General features: G+C 59.7%; 13 protein-coding genes. 9 read left to right on the top strand and 4 right to left on the bottom strand.

Going from position 1 to position 15,197, the window contains the following annotated elements; translation table 11 throughout:
* The first annotated feature begins 112 nt into the window (after positions 1 to 112).
* Positions 113 to 2,773 carry an alanine--tRNA ligase gene (alaS, locus tag BN77_RS14125; RefSeq protein WP_007532945.1) on the top strand — a complete coding sequence of 887 codons (2,661 nt, stop codon included), beginning with the start codon at positions 113 to 115 and terminating at the stop codon, positions 2,771 to 2,773.
* A gap of 98 nt (positions 2,774 to 2,871) precedes the next feature.
* Here the strand turns inward: alaS and BN77_RS14120 are convergent, their stop codons facing one another.
* Entirely contained in the window at positions 2,872 to 3,270 is a 399-nt protein-coding gene (locus tag BN77_RS14120) for a VOC family protein (RefSeq protein ID WP_007532944.1), read from the bottom strand.
* Between the two features lie 89 nt (positions 3,271 to 3,359).
* Between BN77_RS14120 and BN77_RS14115 the strand changes: the two genes are divergently transcribed.
* Positions 3,360 to 4,067: a helix-turn-helix transcriptional regulator gene (locus tag BN77_RS14115; protein ID WP_007532942.1), complete on the top strand. Its 708-nt coding sequence runs from the start codon at positions 3,360 to 3,362 to the stop codon at positions 4,065 to 4,067.
* A gap of 598 nt (positions 4,068 to 4,665) precedes the next feature.
* Here BN77_RS14115 and BN77_RS14110 read toward each other — a convergent pair.
* The 3 genes from BN77_RS14110 to BN77_RS14100 form a co-directional block, all read right to left on the bottom strand.
* On the bottom strand, positions 4,666 to 5,286 hold the full coding sequence (locus tag BN77_RS14110) for a glutathione S-transferase family protein (protein WP_007532936.1): 621 nt from the start codon (positions 5,284 to 5,286) through the stop codon (positions 4,666 to 4,668).
* Between the two features lie 106 nt (positions 5,287 to 5,392).
* A complete protein-coding gene (locus BN77_RS14105; RefSeq protein ID WP_007532934.1) occupies positions 5,393 to 5,839 on the bottom strand; it encodes a GNAT family N-acetyltransferase in 447 nt (148 codons plus the stop codon).
* A 78-nt stretch (positions 5,840 to 5,917) separates the two neighbouring features.
* Positions 5,918 to 7,129, bottom strand: coding sequence for an NADP-dependent isocitrate dehydrogenase (locus BN77_RS14100; RefSeq protein WP_007532932.1), 1,212 nt, complete (start codon positions 7,127 to 7,129; stop codon positions 5,918 to 5,920).
* Between the two features lie 187 nt (positions 7,130 to 7,316).
* Here BN77_RS14100 and BN77_RS14095 point away from each other — a divergent pair, with 187 nt between their 5' ends.
* The 7 genes from BN77_RS14095 (at position 7,317) to rpsD (ending at position 14,963) form a co-directional block, all read left to right on the top strand.
* The gene (locus tag BN77_RS14095) at positions 7,317 to 7,847 is read left to right on the top strand and encodes a hypothetical protein (protein ID WP_007532930.1); all 531 of its coding nucleotides are present in this window, start codon (positions 7,317 to 7,319) and stop codon (positions 7,845 to 7,847) included.
* 171 nt (positions 7,848 to 8,018) lie between these two features.
* A complete protein-coding gene (locus BN77_RS14090; RefSeq protein ID WP_007532929.1) occupies positions 8,019 to 8,849 on the top strand; it encodes an RNA methyltransferase in 831 nt (276 codons plus the stop codon).
* Positions 8,830 to 9,630 (top strand): glutamate racemase, encoded by an 801-nt coding sequence (murI, locus tag BN77_RS14085; protein ID WP_007532927.1) that lies wholly within the window; start codon positions 8,830 to 8,832, stop codon positions 9,628 to 9,630. The genes BN77_RS14090 and murI overlap by 20 nt, the downstream gene beginning before the upstream one ends.
* A gap of 107 nt (positions 9,631 to 9,737) precedes the next feature.
* Positions 9,738 to 10,865, top strand: coding sequence for an MFS transporter (locus BN77_RS14080; RefSeq protein ID WP_040677190.1), 1,128 nt, complete (start codon positions 9,738 to 9,740; stop codon positions 10,863 to 10,865).
* Between the two features lie 91 nt (positions 10,866 to 10,956).
* Positions 10,957 to 12,471, top strand: a complete 1,515-nt coding sequence (locus BN77_RS14075) for a helicase HerA domain-containing protein (RefSeq protein WP_007532923.1) — start codon at positions 10,957 to 10,959, stop codon at positions 12,469 to 12,471.
* A 160-nt stretch (positions 12,472 to 12,631) separates the two neighbouring features.
* Complete coding sequence (gene phoA / locus BN77_RS14070; RefSeq protein ID WP_007532921.1) at positions 12,632 to 14,089, top strand: alkaline phosphatase; 1,458 nt, start codon at positions 12,632 to 12,634, stop codon at positions 14,087 to 14,089.
* 256 nt (positions 14,090 to 14,345) lie between these two features.
* The gene (gene rpsD / locus BN77_RS14065; RefSeq protein WP_007532919.1) at positions 14,346 to 14,963 is read left to right on the top strand and encodes a 30S ribosomal protein S4; all 618 of its coding nucleotides are present in this window, start codon (positions 14,346 to 14,348) and stop codon (positions 14,961 to 14,963) included.
* The last annotated feature ends 234 nt before the right edge of the window (positions 14,964 to 15,197 follow it).

Below are 15,197 nucleotides of genomic sequence, written 5' to 3'. Positions count from 1 at the left end.
TGGTCTGAATGCGGCCGGTTTTGTTTGTCTGCTGGACAGTGGTTAAGGCGAGCGATAAAAGCCACTGAATTTAAGTTTTGACCTGCCTTCCGGCAGCATTGAAGGGCATAGCATGAGCGGTGTGAATGATATCCGGTCGACCTTCCTCGACTATTTCAAGAAGAACGGCCACGAAATCGTCTCGTCGAGCCCGCTGGTTCCGCGCAACGATCCGACCCTGATGTTCACCAACGCCGGCATGGTGCAGTTCAAGAATGTTTTCACCGGCTTGGAGCAGCGGCCATACAAGACGGCCTCGACGGCCCAGAAGTGCGTCCGGGCCGGCGGCAAGCATAACGACCTCGATAACGTCGGCTATACCGCGCGCCATCACACCTTCTTCGAGATGCTCGGCAACTTCTCCTTTGGCGACTACTTCAAGGAGCGGGCAATCGAGCTTGCCTGGAACCTGATCACCAAGGAATTCGCGATCGACGCCAAGCGGTTGCTGGTCACCGTCTATCACACGGACGACGAGGCCTTTAATCTCTGGAAGAAGATTGCAGGTCTGCCGGACGAAAAGATCATCCGCATTCCGACCAGCGACAATTTCTGGGCAATGGGCGATACCGGCCCGTGCGGTCCGTGCTCGGAAATCTTTTATGACCACGGCGATCACATCTGGGGTGGACCTCCCGGCTCGCCGGAAGAAGATGGCGACCGCTTCATCGAGATCTGGAACCTCGTCTTCATGCAGTACGAGCAGATCACCAAGGAAGAGCGCATCGATCTACCCCGTCCGTCGATCGACACCGGTATGGGCCTGGAGCGCGTCGCGGCTGTTCTGCAGGGCAAGCACGACAACTACGACATCGATCTGTTCCGTGCCCTGATCGAGGCTTCGGAAGAAGTGACGGGCGTAAAGGCTGAGGGCGAGCGTCGTGCGAGCCACCGCGTCATTGCCGACCACCTGCGCTCATCGGCGTTCCTGATTGCCGATGGCGTGTTGCCCTCGAATGAAGGCCGCGGCTACGTGCTTCGCCGCATTATGCGCCGCGCTATGCGCCATGCCGAACTGCTGGGCGCCAAGGAACCGCTGATCTGGAAGCTTTTGCCGACACTCGTCCAAGAAATGGGGCGTGCCTATCCGGAGCTGGTCCGCGCGGAATCGCTGATCTCCGAGACGCTGAAGCTCGAGGAAACCCGCTTCCGCAAGACGCTGGAGCGTGGACTTTCGCTGCTGTCGGATGCCACAACGACACTCGGCAAGGGTGACATGCTTGATGGCGAAACCGCCTTCAAACTCTACGATACCTATGGTTTCCCGCTCGATCTGACGCAGGATGCGCTTCGCGCCCGCGAAATCGGGGTCGACATTTCCGGCTTCACCGACGCCATGGAGCGGCAGAAGGCTGAAGCGCGCTCGCATTGGGCCGGCTCGGGCGACAGGGCTACAGAGACGATCTGGTTCGAACTCAGGGAAAAACACGGGGCAACGGAGTTCCTGGGCTACGACACCGAGTCCGCGGAGGGCGTCATTCAGGCCATCGTAAAGGACGGTAGGTCGGTTGATTCGGCGGCGTCGGGCGACAAGGTTCAGATCGTCGTCAACCAGACGCCGTTTTACGGTGAGTCCGGCGGCCAGATGGGAGATACAGGCGTTATTAGCTCCGATACTGCCAAGATCGAGATCACGGACACACAGAAGAAGGGCGAAGGCCTCTTTGTCCATATCGGCACGGTCGTCGAAGGTAAGGTGAACGCGGGCGACCCGGTCGCGTTGACCGTTGACCATGCGCGCCGCTCGCGCTTGCGCGCAAACCATTCCGCCACCCACTTGCTGCACGAGGCGCTGCGTGAAGTGTTGGGCACGCATGTGGCACAGAAGGGTTCGCTCGTCGCCCCAGAGCGCCTACGCTTCGACGTTTCGCATCCAAAGCCGATGACGGCTGACGAGCTCAAGGTCGTCGAGGAGATGGCGAACGAGATCGTGTTGCAGAATTCACCGGTCACCACCCGCCTGATGAGCGTTGATGACGCGATTGCCGAAGGCGCGATGGCATTGTTTGGCGAAAAATACGGCGACGAAGTTCGCGTCGTGGCAATGGGCGAGGGCGTGCGTGGCGCGAAGGCCGGAAAGCCCTATTCGATCGAACTTTGCGGCGGCACGCATGTCGGTGCGACCGGTCAGATCGGGCTGATCCGTATCCTGGGTGAAAGCGCGGTTGGTGCCGGCGTGCGCCGGATCGAGGCGGTCACCGGCGAGTCCGCGCGTGAATACCTGGCCGAGCAGGACGAGCGCGTCAAATCGCTTGCGACGTCGTTGAAGGTACAGCCGGCAGATGTTCTCGCTCGTGTTGAGGCGCTGATGGAGGAACGCCGCAAGCTTGAGCGCGAGTTGGCCGATGCCAAGCGCAAGCTTGCAATGGGCGGCGGGCAGGGCGGCTCTGCGGATGCGGTTCGTGATGTTGCCGGCGTCAAGTTCCTTGGAAAGGCAATCTCCGGTGTGGACCCCAAGGATCTCAAGGGCCTGGCCGATGACGGCAAGGCAAGCCTCGGTTCCGGCGTTGTCGCGCTGATCGGCGTCGCCGAAGATGGCAAGGCAAGCGCTGTCGTTGCTGTCACCGAAGATCTCGTTGGTCGCTTCAGCGCGGTCGATCTGGTGCGCATCGCGTCTGCTGCGCTTGGTGGCAAGGGTGGCGGCGGTCGTCCTGATATGGCGCAGGCCGGCGGTCCGGATGGATCGAAGGCGCATGAGGCAATCGAGGTAGTTGCCGCGGCACTGGCCGTTTGAACCGCCAGTACTGGTAATAATCTGAATTTTGAGCCGGCTGCGGAGTGACGCATTTCGCAGCCGCTTTGCATTTGTGCCCGATAAACGGCGTCGGTCAGTCAACGGCCAGCGAAACGCCGCCTCGCAGCATCGGTTACGGGTGTATAGAGGGCAACGCGTGTCCCCTCCGGGTCGGAAAACTGCACTGTCCGATTGCCCCATGGCAAATCCTTGGGTGCGTGCACGACCGTAATCTGGTCCTTAAGCCGGGCGAATTCCGCATCGACGTCCGACACCATGAACTCGAGAAAGGCCGTCCTGTTGACCCCTGGCTCCGAGCTGCCCTCGCTGAACAAGGCCACGGTTTCCGCGCTGCCGATTGCAAGGCTCGCGCCGGGGGTGACGATCTCGGCGAAGACAGGCGCAAGCCAGTCAGCGCTGCAGCCCGTCACAAGTTCATAAAAGGCCACCATGCCGTTGATATCCGAGGCGATTAGGCGGGTGGATGCGAATTTCACGATCTTCTCCTTGGGTACGCGACTATTTCTTTCCCTGCTTTTGTGACAGAGCCGTGCTGACAGCGTTGTGGCAGCAGGAGTCATCAGGCATGCGAAAAGCAGATCGGCTTTTCCAGATCATCCAGATTCTTCGACGATCGAGCCGCCCGGTGACCTCGTCTGAGCTTGCGGATGAACTTGAGGTCGCGCGGCGAACCGTTTACCGCGATATCGCGCACCTGATTGCCCAGCGTGTTCCCATTGAAGGCGAAGCGGGGTTCGGCTACGTGCTCGACGCGCAATACGATATGCCGCCGCTCACGCTGACGCCCGACGAGATCGAGGCCGTAGTGCTGGGCGTTCAAATGGTGGCAAGGTTGAATGATGCGGCCATCCGGAATGCCGCGAGCGATGTGATGGCCAAAATCACATCGGTCATGCCGCAGGATCTTCTTCCCTATATTGCCCAACCGGCCGTCGGCATCAAACCGGATGATGTCGGCGGCGATGTGACACGCGACACGCGTCCGCTCCGGTCGGCGATCAGAGAAGGCCGAAAGCTTGCGCTCGACTATCGCGCTGCGGATGGCGCGGTCACCAGCCGCATCGTGTGGCCTGTGCTTCTCGGCTATGCCGATACGCACAGCCTCCTGATCGCGTGGTGTCAATCGAAACATGCCTTCCGTCATTTCCGCACCGAACGTCTCCTCAAAGTCGAGATTCTCGATGAATCCATTGGCATGTCCAGAAGCAAGCTGAGGCAGCAATGGCAGCAGTGGCGCGATGCACAAATGTGGAAATCCCGTGTGGTGCAATGACCGCTCGGTGCCCAGCACCGGAAATCTGGACGGTATCGACGAGCGACTGGTCACCTGTTGCCGTCTACAGGGAGTTTGTCGAACGGCTGTTGTTTGGCGAATCCCTCCAATTCCTTTCTTGTGAAAGCTGTCATGTCCTTAGGGGTAACCGCCTGATCGCCTAAGGTCGTATTTCGGCCCCGCGCAAACGCCCCCTAATATCCATGATCATTTCGACGAGAAGCTCCACATGGAGAAAGTTGCCGGTATCGCCTGCATGTCGAGCACCACCAGATCTATCGCGCGGTTTAACCGCATCTTCAAATCGGCCTAGGGCATGCCGCGAGCACAGTACGGGAAAGAGAGAAGCCACCCAGCCTTCGAACCTCACTTGACGGAAAGACCGCAACCATGCCTGACGTTACCTTACGGGAGATTGATCCGGTTCAATTGCTTGGCGCGCCGCATATCGGTTCGTACATGCAGATGGGTAGGGCCTCGGACCGACAGATCCGTGGCAGTGTGATCTTCGAGGAATACGTCAATAGCCCACGAGAAGTTCCGCCGACCGGGCACCTTGACGGACATATACATGCCGCTCGCCTGAGCCAATTGGTCATTACTGTGCAGCCTTCATGGCTTCGTCATCGATCGCGGTAGCACGCTTGTAGGCGGGGCGATCGGTGATGCGGCCGAGATAGTTCACGAACGCCTGGCGCTTTTCAAGCGTCCCTATGCTCAGGCCCCACCCGATGTGAGAGCCGACGTAGACATCGGCTGCCGTGAAGCGATTGCCGGCAACGTAAGGCGTGGTGCTGACCGCGCTCTCAAGAGTCTTCATAACGTCGGAGAAACAGCCGTAGCCCGCCATCCGGGCCTTGTCCGGCGGCGTTTCGAAGCCTAATGCCTTGTTGGTCGCCGCGGCCTCGAGTGGTCCGGCGGTGAAGAACATCCATCGATAATAGCTGCCGCGTTCATCCGGTTTCGGAGCAAGGCCGGCCTCCGGAAAGGTATCGGCCAGGTAGGCGCAGATGGCGGCACATTCCGTCACGACCGTCTTGCCATGCCTGATCGAGGGAACCTTGCCCATCGGGTTGACGGCAAGGTATTCCGGCGACTTGATGGTTCCGCCGAAGGTCATGATCTCTGTTTTGTAGGGTACGCCTGTCTCTTCCAGCATCCAGCGGACGATACGACCGCGCGACATAGGGTTCGTATAAAATACCAGTTCGTCTCTCATGTACTCCTCCTCGCTTCCTTTGCCGTTCCTCCATCTCAACGCAGCGTATCAAGGCTGGTCATGCGGGAAATAGGACGGAAGCGTCGAGCGCAAAGTCGATAACGATCTAGAGCGACTTGCGATATTGGATGAAGCCAGATCGCTCGGCGATCCGATCGTAGAGTCTCCGCGCGGTGGCGTTTGTTTCGTGCGTCATCCAGTAGAGCCGACCAGCTCCATTCTTCCGAGCGAGGTCAGCGACGGCATCAATGAGAGCAGCGCCGGTACCGAGACCGCGCTGGGTGTCTTCGACGAAGAGGTCCTGGAGATAGCAGGTCCATTTCGACAACCAGGTCGAACGGTGGAAAATTGCATGGACGATACCGACGAGGCGGCCAGTGTCGTCGAAGGCGCCGAGTGCGTACATGTCTTCGGCAGGGTCCTGAAAACGGCCCCAGGTCAGATCCGTTGTCTCCGCAGGAATGAAGACCTCGTAGAAGCGCTGATAGCCGGCCCACAGCGGCTCCCAGGCGCCTCGGTCGGATGGTTGGAGTGGACGGATCGTTGCGGTCATTCCTTTGTCCCTCTTACTTGTCGCTGAAACGAAAACGGCGGGGAAATCCCCGCCGTCCATCCTCATATTGGCTCTGCCTTATGCCATTGCCTTCTGCAGGTTCTGATCGATCTTGTCGAGGAAGGCGGTGGTGGAGAGCCACGGCTGATCGGGGCCGATGAGCAACGCCAGATCCTTGGTCATGAAGCCGGCTTCGACGGTGTCGACGCAAACCTTTTCGAGCGTGGCTGCGAACTTTGCGAGCTCGGCATTATCATCGAGCTTGGCACGATGGGCGAGGCCGCGGGTCCAGGCGAAGATAGAGGCGATCGAGTTCGTCGAGGTTTCCTGGCCCTTCTGGTGCTGGCGGTAGTGGCGGGTAACCGTGCCGTGTGCGGCCTCCGCTTCAACCGTCTTGCCGTCCGGCGTCAAGAGAACGGAGGTCATGAGGCCAAGCGAGCCGAAGCCTTGGGCAACGGTATCGGACTGGACGTCGCCGTCGTAATTTTTGCACGCCCAAACGTAACCGCCGGACCACTTCAGGGCCGAAGCGACCATGTCGTCGATCAGGCGGTGCTCGTAGGTGATGCCGATTTCCTTGAACTGGTCCTTGAACTCGGTCTCGTAGACTTCCTCGAAGATGTCTTTGAAACGGCCGTCATAGGCCTTGAGGATGGTATTCTTGGTCGACAGGTACACTGGCCACTTGCGCATCAGGCCGTACATCATCGAGGCGCGGGCGAACTCGCGGATCGACTCGTCGAGATTGTACATCGCCATCGCAACGCCAGCGCCCGGGGCGTCGAACACTTCCTTTTCGATGACCTGGCCGTCTTCGCCGACGAACTTGATCGTCAGCTTGCCCTTGCCTGGGAATTTGAAGTCGGTCGCGCGGTACTGGTCGCCGAAGGCATGACGGCCGACAACGATTGGCTGCGTCCAGCCCGGAACGAGACGCGGGACGTTCTTGCAGATGATCGGCTCGCGGAAGATAACGCCGCCGAGGATGTTGCGGATCGTGCCGTTCGGGCTCTTCCACATCTGCTTGAGGTTGAATTCCTTGACGCGTGCCTCATCCGGCGTAATCGTTGCGCACTTGATGCCGACGCCATGCTTCTTGATCGCGTTGGCGGCATCGATCGTCACCTGATCGTTGGTGGCGTCGCGGTTTTCAACGGAGAGGTCGAAGTAATCGATGTCGAGGTCGAGATACGGATGGATCAGCTTATCCTTGATGAGCTGCCAAATGATGCGAGTCATTTCATCGCCGTCGAGATCGGCGACGGGATTGGCGACCTTGATCTTCTTCATGTATCTGCCTCGTAAAGCTTTGAATGGGACCGGCGTCCCGGGTGGGTGATATCAAATCCCGTGCGCTATAGCATTGTGCGCGGGGAGTGCAAAGCCGGAAGCAGGAGGGGAAGGCGTTTTTGCGGCCATTGCCAAGTGGTGGAAAATAGCTAGTCTCCGCCGCGAAACCATCGCCGGGATATTCGTAATGAAGAAGATTTCTCTTGCCCTAGCACTCGTCCTTGGCTCGACCGCGCCAATCCTTGCCGGCGATGTCACAGGGCCAGTCAGGGAGATCATGGACGCAACGATCAAGAACTGGTCGGGGGCGGACAGCGACTGGGTTGACATCTTCGATGCAACCAAGCTGTCGCGGCTATACAGCAAGGACTTCGTGACCAAATACCAGGCTGCTATCCAGAACCCGGCTGCCGACGAGGACGGTGTCTCGCCCTTCGACTACGACGTGATCGTCAACGGTGAGGATGCGTGTCCGCTCGAAGACCTGACCTATGCGCCGCAGCCGGCCACCGGCGGAACGACGGAAGTCGTTGTCACCTTCAAGAAGGCTACTTGCATGGACGACGGGTCGGACAAGCAGGCCGTGACCACAGTGCGCTTCGAGATGCGCGATGAGGCGGGCAGGCCTGTTATCGATGACATCGTTACTGAGGGCGATCCCGGCCAGCCGGTGAATTCGCTCAAGGAGACCATGGTGAAGATCGCCAAAGGCCAGTGACGGCGGCAGGCGCTCAATACTTCCGGCTAGCCTTCCCGGAAGCCGCCTTAACGCCAGCTTTGGACATCGTATGCAAGCACCGCCGCAGAACGTCCTGACGTCGCGGGACGCTTGACCCTTGCCGTTTTGGCCTGGTTTGGCTATTGCGCGCATAACAAAAGGATCAGCGTTATGGCAGGCACGAACAGCGAGCGGCAGCTTCTTACGGAGGGCCCGGTCATCATTCTTGTCGAACCTCAGATGGGCGAGAATATCGGAATGGTGGCGCGCGCCATGGCGAATTTTGGCCTGTCGGAACTGAGGCTCGTCAACCCGCGCGACGGCTGGCCAAACGAGAAAGCGCAGGCCGCCGCCTCGAAGGCCGATCATGTAATCGAGGGCACCAAGATTTTCGGGACGCTGGCAGAGGCGATTGCCGATCTCAACTTCGTCTACGCAACGACGGCGCGGGAGCGGGACGGATTCAAGCCGGTGCGCGCACCAGTCGTTGCGGCAGAGACACTGCGCGGGAAATTCCGAGCAGGCGAGGGCACCGGCATTCTGTTTGGACGTGAACGTTGGGGGCTCAATAACGAAGAGGTGGCACTGGCCGACGAGATCGTGACTTTTCCGGTCAACCCTGCCTTCGCGTCCCTCAATATCGCTCAAGCCGTGCTGTTGATGTCGTACGAATGGATGAAGTCGGGGATGGAGGATGTAGCGGCCGTTCCCTTTCAAGCGACGTCGCAGACGCAATCGACGAAAGAACAGCTCTTCGGGCTCTACGACCAGTTGGAAGAGGCGCTGGAAGCGCGCAATTATTTCCATCCACCCGCGAAAAAGCCCAAAATGGTGGACAACCTGCGGGCAGTCCTTTCCCGCCGCGCCTTCACGGAGCAGGAAATCAGCGTGTTGCGCGGCGTGATCTCCTCCCTCGACCGCTTCTCGCGGAAATATCCGCGCGGGAGCCGGCCGCCTGTCGACGCCAAGGAACAATCGGAAGATGACAGCAGCGCAAAATGAGCTGAAACCGGTACTGGTCTTCGATTCCGGCATCGGAGGGCTGACCGTCTTGCGCGAAGCGCGTGTGCTGATGCCGGAGCGTGGCTTCATCTACATCGCCGACGATGCCGGCTTTCCCTATGGCAGCTGGGAAGAGGAGGCGCTGAAGAAACGAATCATCGGTCTTTTCGCCGAGTTGCTTGCAGAGCATCATCCCGAGGTCTGCATCATCGCATGCAATACGGCCTTTACGCTCGTTGGCGCCGATCTGCGCGCGGCGTTTCCGCAGATGACCTTCGTCGGCACGGTACCTGCGATCAAGCCGGCCGCTGAGCGGACGCGCTCAGGGCTGGTCTCCGTTCTGGCGACACCTGGCACAGTGAAGCGCGCCTATACGCGCGACCTTATCCAGTCCTTCGCGCAGCAGTGCCATGTGCGCCTGGTCGGCTCGGAAAATCTCGCGCGAATAGCAGAGGCTTATATTCGCGGCGATGCCGTATCGGATGAGGCTGTGCTTTCGGAGATCGACCAGTGCTTCGTGGAGAAGGATGGTTCCAAGACCGATATCGTGGTTCTCGCCTGTACGCACTACCCCTTCATGGCCAACGTTTTCCGTCGGCTCGCGCCCTGGCCGGTCGATTGGCTCGATCCGGCGGAGGCAATCGCGCGGCGTGCACGCAGCCTCGTGCCGCAGGCCGCCGATGGCGTACACCCTGACAACTTCGACCTCGCGGTCTTCACCTCTGGCAATCCCGATTTTGCGACGCGGCGGCTAATGCAGGGATTTGGTCTTAAGGCTTGAATCAGGCGCTCGCGCCAAGCCAGTCATCGTCGCGAGACATTAGGGGCTATCGCAAAGCCAGGCGACTGCGCAGACTGTCGGATGTGATTCGTCCCGCCAGGCTTCGCATGTCGTTCCAAAAACTTGTCATGGCTATCTTTTTTCTGCAGCCGATCGCATTCGGTAGCTGGTTGCCGCGCATTCCCGAAATCCAGGCTCGTCTCGAGCTTGGTCCGGCTGATCTTGCATTGGCGCTGCTCGGCATGCCGATCGGTATTCTGTCGACGCTGCCTGTCGCCGGACGACTGGTATCGCGCATCGGTGGCAAAACCACCGTCATTGCGGGATTCTTCGCATTCTCGGTGATCGTCTGCCTTCCCGCTTTCTCGCGCACGCCGCTGCAACTCTTCATCGCGCTTGCGCTGCTTGGCGTTGCTATGTCGACCCTGGAGCTCGGGCTGAATGTTGAAGCAGATCGTGCTGAAAAGGATACCGGCTCGATCATCATGAACCGCTGCCATGGTTTCTGGAGCCTTGGCATCATGGTCGGCAGCCTGCTTGGATCGGGAATGGTGGCAGCTGCCGTGCCGGCCGAATGGGCGATCATGGCGGCGGCCTTCGTGGTTCTGCCGTTTGCCATTGTAGCAAGTCGCCGACTGCCGCCCGATCGTGAGGCTGGTTCCGCGGAGCCGCATATGCCGTTCAAACTTCCGAGCAGCGCGCTTCTCGGTATCTGCGCCTTCGTCTTCGGGATTACCATGACCGAGGGAGCGGTCGCCGACTGGTCGGCCGTCTATCTCAAGGACGTTTTCTGGACGGACGGCATGATGACCGGTATCGGATATACGATTTTCGCCATGATGGTGGCGGCCGGCCGCTTCAGCGGCGACCAACTGAAACACCGATTCGGGGCGATCGCGGTGGCTCGCGGCTGCGGGGTGGCCGCGCTTATAGGCATTCTCATCGTGGTCTTTGCCTGGCATAGCCTTGTGACGCTGGCGGGTTTTGCGCTGGTCGGGATCGGTGTATCGGTCGGCTTTCCCCTGGCTGTGACCGCCGCAGCAAGCCTCAGGGATCGACCGGCAGCTGCCAATGTCGCCATCCTGTCCTTCATGGCGCTTTCCGGCTTTCTGGTTGGTCCGCCTCTGATCGGCTTCATCGCGCAGATGTCCGGGTTGCGGGTTGGGTTGGCGGTGTTGCTTGTTCCACTCTCGATCAGCCTGGTCTTCACCAGGATGCTGAAAACAAGGTTCTGACGTTTTCTCCTGTGGGTTCGTGCGGCCGTGCTGCCAAAGACACGGCCAAACCTGCTAGGACGCCGTGTCGATTTGAAAGAGGAATGTGACATTGCAAGTTGGTATCGATATGGGAACGGCGTCGGGAGGCAATCCGGCCACGCTCGATATCGAGGAGCTTCTGGCTACCCGTCTTCTGGTGCAGGGCAATTCGGGCTCCGGCAAGTCGCATCTGCTCCGCCGTTTGCTGGAGCAATCCGCGCAGTGGGTCCAGCAGGTCATCATCGATCCGGAGGGCGATTTCGTTACGCTGTCCGACAAGTTTGGCCACGTCGTCGTCGATGGCGATCGGACGGAAGCCGAATTGGCCGGTATTGCCAATCGTATCCGCCAGCATCGCGTCTCCTGCGTCCTGACGCTCGAGGGTCTCGATATCGAGCAGCAGATGCGTGCGGCGGCAGCTTTCCTCAACGGCATGTTCGATGCCGACCGTGAATTCTGGTATCCGGTTCTCGTCGTGGTCGACGAGGCGCAGATGTTTGCGCCTTCCGTCGGTGGCGATGTTTCGGAAGATGCACGCAAGTTGTCGCTTGGCGCCATGACGAACCTCATGTGCCGTGGCCGCAAACGCGGTCTTGCCGGGGTAATCGCGACGCAGCGTCTCGCAAAGCTTGCGAAAAACGTCGCCGCGGAAGCCTCCAACTTCCTGATGGGCCGCACCTTTCTCGATATCGACATGGCGCGCGCCTCCGATCTCCTCGGGATGGATCGCCGCCAGGCGGAAATGTTCCGCGATCTGAAGCGTGGCAATTTCGTTGCGCTGGGGCCGGCTTTGTCGCGCCGCCCACTGCCGATCCAGATCGGCAATGTCGAGACCTCGGCCCGCTCGTCGAGTCCGAAGCTCATGCCGCTGCCGGATGCGCCTGACGACGTCGAGGATCTGATCTTCACCCCGGATCCGGAGGAGTTTCAAAGGCCGATCCTTCGTCGTGCTCTGCCTGCGCCCCGACCGACCACTGACATCCTTGCCGAGTTGTCGCGTTCTGCTCCCGTTGCCTCGGCTCCTGTCTCGGAAGCGCGTGCACCTCAGCCCGAACTGTCGGTCGAAGAGCGCGAAGAGAGACTGACAGCAGTACTGCACGAGATACTGGACGATCCGGGCTCGGGATTTCGAACTGATTCTGTCCTTTATCAGGAGTTCCTCGTGCGGCTTCGCATGCGCCGGATTCCCGGGCCTGCGATGTCTTTGCCTGAGTTTCGACGCCGCGTGGCGATTTCGCGCTCCGGCGTGGACGCGGCGACCGCGCAAACAGAAGCCTGGGCGACGGCGCTGTCGCTGTCTGCAGGCGTCACCGACGACCTACAGGGCGTTTTCCTCATGCTGGCTAAGGCCGCTGTGTGTGGTGAGGCGTGCCCCTCGGATGCACGGATTGCGCGGGCCTACGGCACCCATTCGGCCCGGCGAGCGAGACGTCTGCTCGGGTATTTTGAGGAGCAGGGCACCGTCGTCGTGCACACGGATTTCTCGGGCAAGCGTATCGTCGCCTTTCCCGATATCAACTGCCAAACGGCTCCGGGCGACGCCAATGCGCCAGATGCGGGTGACGCTCGCTCCGCAGCGGAATGACCGCCAGATAGGAGTAAGGATGGCGCAGAGACTTTCGGCCTGATCTATACTCTAATCACACACGAAGAAGTTGCTTTTGTCACACGAGCTTCATCGAGGTGGTCGATAAGGCGCGCGACCCGTGCGGTCGATGCGGATTATCGAAAAGGAGATCTCGGTCATGAGAAACACCGTCCGTTACCAGCTACTGCGCCTCATCGTTGGTGGCCTGCTTGCAACCGTTGCCATTCAGCCTGGTTATGCCGATGATCCGGCGAACAAGTTAATGGAGCGCGCGGCGAGCGCCGATCCGAGCGCTCCTGGTGGCGCACGCCGCCTTTCCGGGGACATCACCGAGGCTTACCGTGCTGCGCTCATCGACACTCGCCCGAAGAATGTCATCCTTCTGATCGGCGACGGCATGGGCGACTCCGAAATCACCATCGCGCGCAACTATGCGGTAGGTGCCGGCCAGTATTTCAAGGGCATCGATGCGCTGCCGGTGACCGGCCAGTACACCCATTATTCGCTCGACAAGAAAACCGGCAAGCCGACCTACGTGACCGACTCCGCCGCCTCGGGCACCGCCTGGGCAACCGGCGTGAAGTCCTATAACGGTGCAATCGGCGTCGACATCCATGAGAAAGCCCACGAAACGCTGCTTGAGAAGGCAAAGGCTGCCGGCGTCGGCACGGGCAACGTCTCGACCGCTGAACTGCAGGACGCAACGCCTGCCGTCCAGATTGCACACGTGACGCAGCGCAAGTGCTATGGCCCGGCATCGACAACCGAGAAATGCCCGACGAACGCGCTTGAAAACGGCGGCAAGGGGTCGATCAGCGAGCAGCTGCTGAATGCACGTGCCGACGTGACACTCGGCGGTGGCGCCAAGAGCTTTGGCGAGACCGCTAAAGCGGGCGAATGGAAGGACAAGACGCTCCGCCAGCAGGCCGAGGAGCGCGGCTACAAGATCGTTTCGAACCTCGATGAGCTTGAGGCCGTCAGGCAGGCAAACGACAGGACGCCAGTGCTCGGCCTTTTTGCCGAAGGCAATATGCCGGTTCGCTGGGAAGGCCCGAAGGCCAGCCACTACGGCAATGTCGAGAAGGAGCCAGTCGTCTGCAAGCCGAACGAGAAGCGCACGGCGGCAACCCCGACGTTGGCGCAAATGACCGCGAAGGCGATCGAACTGCTTCGGACGAATGAGAAGGGCTTCTTCCTGCAGGTCGAGGGCGCGTCGATCGACAAGCAGGACCATGCCGCCAACCCATGCGGTCAGATCGGTGAGACGGTGGATCTCGATGAAGCCGTTCAGGAAGCGCTGAAATTTGCGCAGGAAGCCGGCGACACGCTCGTTATCGTCACCGCCGACCATGCCCATGCAAGCCAGATCATCGAAGCTGATGCCAAGGCGCCAGGCTTGACCGAAGCGCTGATGACGAAGGATGGTGCTGTTATGGCAGTAAGCTACGGTAACTCCGAAGACGAGAACGACCAAGGCCACACGGGTTCGCAGCTGCGCATCGCTGCCTATGGGCCGCGTGCGGCCAATGTCACCGGTCTGACGGACCAGACGGATCTGTTCTATACGATCAGTGACGCGCTTGGCCTGAAGTCCGAGGCGGCAAGCGCCAAATAGGCCGCAACGGCCACGCTCAAGGCGGCATTGATGGGCGAGGATATGGAATTGTGATTGACATTCCAGCGACTTCGCCCTAAAGACCGGCCCAGCACCGGGCAGAGATGTCCGGTGTTTCATTTGACATGTCCCGTGGATTTGTCCTGTTCGCGTAATGGGATGATCCTGTCGGATCCTCGAAAGAAGATCAAAGGAGGGCGTGTTTCCTTCACGCGGTTTGGCAACAAGCCGTTCTAACTTTCTGAAAGGAAATACGATGAGCAAGCGCGAATCGTCCAAGTACAAGATTGACCGCCGTATGGGCGAAAACATCTGGGGTCGTCCTAAGTCCCCGGTGAACCGCCGCGAATACGGCCCGGGCCAGCATGGTCAGCGCCGCAAGGGCAAGCTCTCTGACTTCGGTGTGCAGCTGCGCGCCAAGCAGAAGCTGAAGGGCTACTACGGTGACCTGCGCGAAAAGCAGTTCCGTGCAATCTTCGCTGAAGCCGCACGCCGCAAGGGTGACACCTCCGAAAACCTGATCGGTCTTCTGGAGTCCCGTCTGGACGCGATCGTTTATCGCGCCAAGTTCGTTCCGACCGTTTTCGCTGCCCGCCAGTTCGTGAACCACAGCCACGTGACCGTGAACGGCGTCCGCGTCAACATCGGTTCCTACCGTTGCAAGGCTGGTGACGTCATCGAAGTTCGTCAGAAGTCGAAGCAGCTCGTTTCCGTTCTGGAATCGGTTTCCCTGGCTGAACGCGACGTTCCGGACTACATCGAAGTCGACCATAACAAGATGGTTGCTACCTTCGCCCGCGTTCCTTCGCTCTCCGACGTTCCGTATCCGGTCGTCATGGAGCCGCATCTGGTGGTCGAATTCTATTCTCGCTAATCAGCGCGAGGCGTTTTCGCTTACGGAAAAGCCGCCTCTTGGGGCGGCTTTTTTGTTATCTGGGGAGGTGACATGAAAGAGGCCGCCTCTGGAGAGAACGGATCACTGAGATGCAGGTGGTGATCGAGGGACAGTCACGCTTCCAGCCTTGCGGCTTACCTTATTGGGGTTTCGAAGATCTCAACAAGGGAGTTGGAAGCATGACTGCCTCTTATGAATACCATATCGGCGTCG

Source organism: Rhizobium mesoamericanum STM3625, from assembly GCF_000312665.1.
GTDB classification, from domain to species: domain Bacteria; phylum Pseudomonadota; class Alphaproteobacteria; order Rhizobiales; family Rhizobiaceae; genus Rhizobium; species Rhizobium mesoamericanum.
This window is presented reverse-complemented; position numbering and strand designations above follow the sequence as displayed.

What these genes read in the sequence shown, in the direction of transcription:
- alaS (WP_007532945.1), top strand. Translation starts at nt 113, where the DNA reads ATGAGCGGTGTGAATGATATCCGGTCGACCTTCCTCGACTATTTCAAG.
- BN77_RS14115 (WP_007532942.1), top strand. Translation starts at nt 3,360, where the DNA reads ATGCGAAAAGCAGATCGGCTTTTCCAGATCATCCAGATTCTTCGACGA.
- BN77_RS14110 (WP_007532936.1), bottom strand. Translation starts at nt 5,286, where the DNA reads ATGAGAGACGAACTGGTATTTTATACGAACCCTATGTCGCGCGGTCGT.
- BN77_RS14105 (WP_007532934.1), bottom strand. Translation starts at nt 5,839, where the DNA reads ATGACCGCAACGATCCGTCCACTCCAACCATCCGACCGAGGCGCCTGG.
- BN77_RS14100 (WP_007532932.1), bottom strand. Translation starts at nt 7,129, where the DNA reads ATGAAGAAGATCAAGGTCGCCAATCCCGTCGCCGATCTCGACGGCGAT.
- BN77_RS14095 (WP_007532930.1), top strand. Translation starts at nt 7,317, where the DNA reads ATGAAGAAGATTTCTCTTGCCCTAGCACTCGTCCTTGGCTCGACCGCG.
- BN77_RS14090 (WP_007532929.1), top strand. Translation starts at nt 8,019, where the DNA reads ATGGCAGGCACGAACAGCGAGCGGCAGCTTCTTACGGAGGGCCCGGTC.
- murI (WP_007532927.1), top strand. Translation starts at nt 8,830, where the DNA reads ATGACAGCAGCGCAAAATGAGCTGAAACCGGTACTGGTCTTCGATTCC.
- BN77_RS14080 (WP_040677190.1), top strand. Translation starts at nt 9,738, where the DNA reads ATGTCGTTCCAAAAACTTGTCATGGCTATCTTTTTTCTGCAGCCGATC.
- phoA (WP_007532921.1), top strand. Translation starts at nt 12,632, where the DNA reads ATGAGAAACACCGTCCGTTACCAGCTACTGCGCCTCATCGTTGGTGGC.
- rpsD (WP_007532919.1), top strand. Translation starts at nt 14,346, where the DNA reads ATGAGCAAGCGCGAATCGTCCAAGTACAAGATTGACCGCCGTATGGGC.